A 6,380-nucleotide genomic window follows, 5' to 3' on the forward strand; every position below is an offset into this window, starting at 1 on the left:
GAGGTTGTAGGCGTCGTAGCCGTGCTGCCGGCCTTCCGCGTGGAAGATGACGGCGCGCACCTTTTCCAGTTCATCATTGCCCTTGGGCATGACGAACGGTGCGCGTTTGCCGCCCGGAGGCTGGCTGCGGGGGGCGAGGTCGAAGGATGACCGCACCTCGACGCCATGGAAGGACGAGCCGGGCAGGGCGGTCTGCTGGGGGGCGGGACGTGGCGCGAAGGACGAACCGCCGGACCACTGGTTGGAGGCCGTCGACCAAGTGTCGGCCGAGGCGGGCAGGGCGATCACCGCAAGGATCGAGAGGGCTGCTTGTATCCGATCCAGAGGTGCGGGGCGACTGATCTTGCCGGTCGATCCGGGGCTTCGGCGGCGGGCGGATGAGGCTTCGCTCGCGTCGGCGCGCGAGCTAAGCCAAGCCGTCTGGAGGTCGTTCGGCAAGCCGCTCTCCAAAGGAATAAGAAACACCTGACGCAGCAGGTGCTGCAAAAACAGATCAGGAAAGAGCGGCAGATATTCCTCTGGGGCAATGTGTTTAGGCACTGTGACGCAGCTGCAAAGATAAAGTCGGTGTTTGCGCCTCAGGACAAGCTTATCAACATGCGCTGCGCGTGCGCAACTCAGATTGGACTGTCGGCGCGTCCACTGGTGGGGCATGGACGACGACGCAGTGACGCAGCCGCCGGCGGTTGTTCAATCACCGGCTGTCATCGGCCACAAAGACGAGGCGGCGGTGCCGAATCTCTCGGCCGTGGCGCAACTGAGCAGATGCTGCCCCGCGCGACGAAGTCGGCACCGGATCGACCCGAAGGGCGGAAAGCGAACGTTCGCGCCGAAGGCGTTCAATGTCCGCAATCGCCCACGGTAAGGGGGAACTCATCGGCAGGCCACACAGGAGTTCTCAGCACAGTGCCGGCCGCGGGAACACGCACCCACCAAATGCCGATCCTTCGCTCTTTTCAGCTTTGCAGGTAATTTCAGGTGGAGTATCGTTATCCACCCAATTCGGATGTAAGACACGAGCATGTCAGAGATTTTCGACAACGCCATTACGTCAATTGTCCTCGGAATCGAGGATTTTGAAACTGGAACCGACGAGCGGATGCTCAGCGCGGCGCGGAATTACTATGCGGGTCTATTGCTATTGGCGAAGGAATGCCTTGTCCGCGCTGCCCCCAAAGCTGATGCAATGGAAATCATCGGCGCCAAGTTCGAGCCAAAACCGGATGGTGACGGTGGCGTTAGCCACGAAGTGGTAGGCTATACCACCATAGATCTCGCTCAGTTACAGTCGCGTTTCAAAGGCTTTGGCCTGCCGTGGCCCGAGGCTGATATCAAGAAGCTGCAACGCTTCCGGAATGATCTTGAGCACTACCACCTGAAAGAGCCCGTTGGCGCCCTCGGCGAAGCGATTGCCTCGTCTTTTCCAATGGTCGTGGACTTCTTCAATATCTTGGAGGAAGATCCCCAGGCAGAGCTTCTTAGCGTCTGGGGTACCATTCTTGAGCAGCGGGAAGCATTCGAGAAGGTCCAGAAGAAGTGCCTCGACAGCTTGGAAAACATCGGCTGGCCTGCAGAGGTTTCGAACCTTGACCGCATGGTTTGCCCTAATTGCGGCTCGTCCCTCGTAGGTCAGTCAGACCCAGACAATAAGGCTCACGATCATGTTGTCGGAAAATGCCATCAATGCGGTGAGGAAACAGGTTTCGAAAAGATGATGGAGATGGTGGTCGCCGCCTCCTACGAGACAGACGCGTATATTCGGGTAAAGGAGGGGCTAAACCCATCGATAGCCGACTGCCCTCACTGCTGGGCCAAAGCCTATGTCGAGAGCGGAGAGGTCAGTGTTTGTTTTGCTTGTGGGGAAACCGTAGCGGCTGATTGCGGCCATTGCGGAACCCGGATTGATGTGAACGAGTACAATCAGGATTATCCCGAGCTATGCAGCTATTGCGCCCATATGTTGGAGAAGGTCATGCGGGAGTAAGCCTAAGCTCGGCTTCGCGCCGCTTGTCACACGAAGTTCGCGCCGCTGCCTTCACACCTTCTCTGCGAATGGCATGAACGTCGGCTATGGGCCGTTCTTGCCTAGGCGGCAGTGCGACGAAGTCGAACGCTGGCGAGCGTTGATGTCGCGGGGCAGGATTACGCGCTCGGCCCACAGCTGCCACTTGCTCCCTCCTGAATCGCTGCGGCGCAGCTCCGCAAAAGCAGGCGTTCGTGCAAACCGCAGCATCCAGGCGCGCCGTGCGTCAGCAGGGCGGGGCCCCGCGGACGGTCGCTGCCGCTATCTATCATTAGAGAAACCAAGCACGCAAGAACTCACTTGCAATTGAAAATTCTGCTGACTTCTGCAATGTAAGATACGTGACGAAGTCCAGATGTGAGGCATGGCATTGCAGAATCCGAATTTGAAGGGATCAAGGGAGGAAAGGAAGCTCTCTTCAAGACAGGCTATGGAGTCACATGTTTTTGGATTTCTGAAATCCCTTTCAGAGGCATGTATCCTGCACTTCCATTTCACCGATTGCAATAATTGCCCAAGAAATCTGATGAATGTTTCACGAGCTCAACTTCTTATCTTTACTGTAAGGTCTCTTGAAACCCTAATAAGAGACTGCCTCCTAATATGCGCGCTTCATGACCATGACTTTCTTGAAAAACTGATTGAAGAAAAATGGCGCCCGAAAGATGGCAAGTTTGACATGAATAGTCAAATCCACTTGGAGCTTCTCTTCTCTAAAATCAGCACGCAGAATTTTGAGCTTGCAGAGAGATACTTTGGAGTCTTCTTTGGGCAGCCTTTGTTTGAGAAGCTAAAATCTGATAGTAGTCAACCCATTTTTCAACTAAACGAACGCGACGAGCTTGTTGCTGTCTTGCTCTCTTTCCCGGAGTGCAAGCAGGATATTATTGAGATATTCCAATACCGACATGAGGCGATTCATAATGCGCACTTCAACTTGGATATGCCTCAAGCTCAGTTGAATTATTTCCTGGAGTTGGTTTTGCTATTTGGGCAGGCTGTTTGCCTATCCGTCGGCAATTGCTTGCTTGATCGGACAGAAGATAAGCTTGATCAAGTTCGCGCCGGCGAAAATCTGTATGCGGTAAGGTTCTCCGAGTATGCTAAGTTCATGCAGAAAATAGTCCCTCCAAAATCGCAGGCAAAAAGAGAAAGAGCTGCTGAGTTAATTGGAGAGCGCGAGCGTGCTGAGCAAGCGGAGGGTTTCCCGCCCACACCTGAAAAAAGAATGGGTATTGGCCCATTTTACTTTAGACTGAAAGATTTGCTACGTCTTAATTTGGATGAAGGTCGTTGGGGTTCTTATGATCCTACCAACTCTATGCATCTCTTTCATTTGTCTGATACTGGACGTATTGAAATCAGCACGCTTCGCCGCTCGTAATGGCAGGATGTATCTATGTTGCGGGCGATCGTCCGCTGGGAGTCTCGGAGCTACCTTGCGGCAAAGCAGAGCAACTCGCACCAGAGTAGTTAGAATGTTGGCTCTCACCGTTGCGTCATGTCTGGCACGCACTTGCAGCGAACTTCCGCAATCCGCCCTTAGCGCCGACGTTGCGGCGGTGATGTCGCCCATCGCAGTGAGCCTTTTTTCGTCCTTCATTTTCTCTCGGGCAACGCGTCTTCTGCTCCTTGAGTCTCCGCCTTGCTGTCACCCTCCATCATGCTGGCGATGATCAGCTCCACCCGCTCCGCTGCCGCTGCCAGATACTCCCCGTCCAAGTGCGCATAGCGCTCCGTGCTGGCGGGATCGCTGTGCCCGAGTAGCTTGCCGGTGATGGTCAGGCTCTGTCCCTGCATGATGGCGTGGCTGGCGTAGGTATGGCGCAGATCGTGCAGTCGGATGTCGGTTGGCAGGCCAGCTCGCCAGCGGATCAGCGTCCACTGGTGGTCGATCTTGCCGATTGGCTCACCCGGCTGTTTGGCTGAGGCGAAGACAAAAGCTGCTTTCGCGGCCTTCCTCCGCACCGCGAGAAGCTTCTTCGCGGGCGGCGATAGCAGCACCTCGCGAGGTCCGGTCTTTGTCGCCATCAGGGCCAGCCTATCCGGCAGCACTTCGCTCCAGCGGAGTCGCAGGATTTCGCCGGAGCGGCAACCGGTGAGCAGGATCAGCCGGATCGCGTCGGCGGCATCCCGGTGCTGCGGCGGGCAGGTGTCGAGCGCCTTGCCCAGTGAACGGATCTGCGCAGCCGATAGCAGCCGCCCGCGCGCCTGCCTGCGGTTGCGGCGGATCGGGGCGCAGGGGTTGGGCATGTCCGGCGGCACGAGGTTGCTCGACCTGGCGAAGTTCAGCATGGTGACCAGCAGTCCCAGTGCCTGATTGGCCCCGCCCGGTCGTAGCCGGGAATAGCCATGGAACCACTCGGCTACCTCGGGAGTGGTCAACCGCTGGACCTGCATTTTGCCGAACGCCGGGCGCAGCTGGGTGTTGAGGTAGATCCGATAGGAGGCCAGCGTCTGCGGCCTGTAGACGCCCTCCTTCTCGGCAAGGAACAGTTCGGCCAAGGCGTCGAAGGAAAGCGCCGTCGCCGAGACGGGCGGCGGCGCTTCGCCCGCGATCAGCTTTGAGGCGTGAGCGCGGGCGGTGGCGAGGGGAATCTGCTCCGCCGGCCCGATGGTGATGCGTCGCTTGCCCATGCGCAGCACCCATGACTTCGCGCCCGAGGGTTGGACCCGCAGACCGAAGCCGACGACATGGGCGTCGTGCAGGGTGTATTCGCGCGCGCCAGGCCGGGCGTTGCGGATCACCGCAGGGGTGAACAGACTGGGGACGGTCATTTACCGGCCCTCCGCTCGCGGCGCTTGTTCTCCGCCGTCAGCGCCCGGCGGAACAGCACCGGATCCAGGCCATGCGCCGCGCAATAGGCTGGCAGCAGCAGCCGGGACCGGGCGAAGCCCTGAACGAGCGCAGCCGGCATACCGGTTCGCGTTGATCCTGCCGACGGCTGAGGCGCACGTTGTCTCCGCTGGGCAGCTGCAGGTTTTGCGGGCGGGGCGACGGTGCGCTCCTTGCCCTCAAGCGTCGCGCTGAGGAACGCCCCGACGCTTTCCGCCGCCTTGCGCAGCGTGTCATCTGCCAGATGGGTGTAGCCTTCGGTGATCGCCAGATCGCTGTGCCCAAGCAGTCCTCCCACCGTGCGCAGCGGTTCACCCGCGCTCACCGCCGTGGTTGCGAAGCTGTGCCTCAGATCGTGCAGCCGCAGGTCGCCCAGCCGCAGCTCCGTCCTGATCTCGCGCCAGAGCTTGTCCAGCGCGCTCGCCCGCAGCGGCTTGTCGTTCTCGCAGAAGACGAGGTCGCTAGTTCGGTGAAGCGACGCCAGCAGCTCCAGAGCAGGCGTGCCGAGCCAGATCGAGCGCGGTCCGGCCTTGGCGTCGGGGAGGGCGGCGCGCGTACCATCGATCCAGTCCCACCGGAGGGCAAGCGCCTCGCCACGTCGGCAACCGGTCAGGGCGAGGAAGCGGATCAGAGCCGTCAGCATCGGCGCTGTGTCAGCCCGTGCATCGAGGGCGCGGCCGAGCCGGGCGTAGTCCTTGGCGCGCAGCACCGTTGCCGTGAAGCCCGAGGCCTTGCGCCGCATCCCGGCGCAGGGGTTGGTCCCCGGCGGGCGCAGGCCGGTCAGTTCGGCGTGGCGCATCATCCCCGAGAGGACGGCGAGCAGCCGCGTGCTGGTGCCCGGCGCGCAGGGCAGGGCGGCGAACCAGTCGGCCACCTCCTCCGCCGTGATCGCCGCGACAGGTCTTGCTCCGAGCCGCGGCAGGATGTGGTTCCGCACTCCGCGGGTATGCGCCCGATGGGTCCTGGCCTTCCACTGGCCGGCGCAGTCCGCGAGCCAGCGTTCCGCGAAGCTGGCGATGGTGGTCGCGGGGCAGGTGGCTGAAGCGCGCTCCGCCCGAAGCGTCTCGAGGATGGCGGCAGCCGCCCGTCGCGCCGCCTCACGCGTGAGGGTGGGGGCCGCGCCGAGCGAGCGCCGGACGCTGGTCCCGCCGATGCGGGCCTGGACGATCCAAGTCTGCCTGCCGAAGCGGTGGCGCAGGCCGAGGCCGGAAAGCTCGTCATCCCAGAGGATGAAGTCGCCCACGCGATCCCCCGAAGCCGGGAGGGTCTGAGGGGCAGGGCGTCGTGGTGCAGGGGCAGCATGTTGCGGTCTGGACATCGCAGTCACTCCCGCTTTCCGTCAGGACAGGATCCTCGCAGTCCCCGGAAAGCGCTCAGGACAACGTGGAAAGCACTGCCCCTTCGGACTGCGTAGCTTGTCCTGACCTGCCGGGATCAGGGCTAACCGCTTGCGTCGGCGAGCCAATCCCGTGTTCCTGCCGGAGAGTGTGATCCTCGGCCTTCGGCCGAATTCGTACACAG

Annotated in this window: 4 protein-coding genes and 1 pseudogene; 2 read left to right on the forward strand and 3 right to left on the reverse strand. The window is 60.6% G+C overall.

All coding sequences use genetic code 11. The features are described from left to right. Nucleotides 1-486 (reverse strand): annotated as a pseudogene (locus tag C5F48_RS21095) (hypothetical protein); the annotation flags it as partial. A 535-nt stretch (nt 487-1,021) separates the two neighbouring features. Between C5F48_RS21095 and C5F48_RS21100 the strand changes: the two are divergent. Both C5F48_RS21100 and C5F48_RS24910 read left to right on the forward strand, forming a co-directional pair. Next, the gene (locus tag C5F48_RS21100; protein ID WP_107665742.1) at nt 1,022-1,984 is read left to right on the forward strand and encodes a hypothetical protein; all 963 of its coding nucleotides are present in this window, start codon (nt 1,022-1,024) and stop codon (nt 1,982-1,984) included. 403 nt (nt 1,985-2,387) lie between these two features. Then, a complete protein-coding gene (locus tag C5F48_RS24910) occupies nt 2,388-3,407 on the forward strand; it encodes a hypothetical protein (protein WP_146170689.1) in 1,020 nt (339 codons plus the stop codon). Nucleotides 3,408-3,622: 215 nt separating this feature from the next. On the opposite strand, the gene C5F48_RS21105 is transcribed toward C5F48_RS24910, so the two are convergent. Together C5F48_RS21105 and C5F48_RS21110 are read right to left on the reverse strand one after the other, a co-directional pair. After that, nucleotides 3,623-4,801, reverse strand: a complete 1,179-nt coding sequence (locus C5F48_RS21105; protein ID WP_107665743.1) for a site-specific integrase — start codon at nt 4,799-4,801, stop codon at nt 3,623-3,625. After that, complete coding sequence (locus tag C5F48_RS21110) at nt 4,798-6,102, reverse strand: tyrosine-type recombinase/integrase (RefSeq protein ID WP_170139769.1); 1,305 nt, start codon at nt 6,100-6,102, stop codon at nt 4,798-4,800. Before C5F48_RS21110 ends, C5F48_RS21105 begins: the two co-directional genes overlap by 4 nt. Nucleotides 6,103-6,380 lie beyond the last annotated feature (278 nt).

The sequence above is a fragment of the Cereibacter changlensis JA139 genome (genome assembly GCF_003034985.1).
GTDB lineage: Bacteria > Pseudomonadota > Alphaproteobacteria > Rhodobacterales > Rhodobacteraceae > Cereibacter > Cereibacter changlensis.

What these genes read in the sequence shown, in the direction of transcription:
- C5F48_RS21100 (WP_107665742.1), top strand. Translation starts at nt 1,022, where the DNA reads ATGTCAGAGATTTTCGACAACGCCATTACGTCAATTGTCCTCGGAATC.
- C5F48_RS24910 (WP_146170689.1), top strand. Translation starts at nt 2,388, where the DNA reads ATGGCATTGCAGAATCCGAATTTGAAGGGATCAAGGGAGGAAAGGAAG.
- C5F48_RS21105 (WP_107665743.1), bottom strand. Translation starts at nt 4,801, where the DNA reads ATGACCGTCCCCAGTCTGTTCACCCCTGCGGTGATCCGCAACGCCCGG.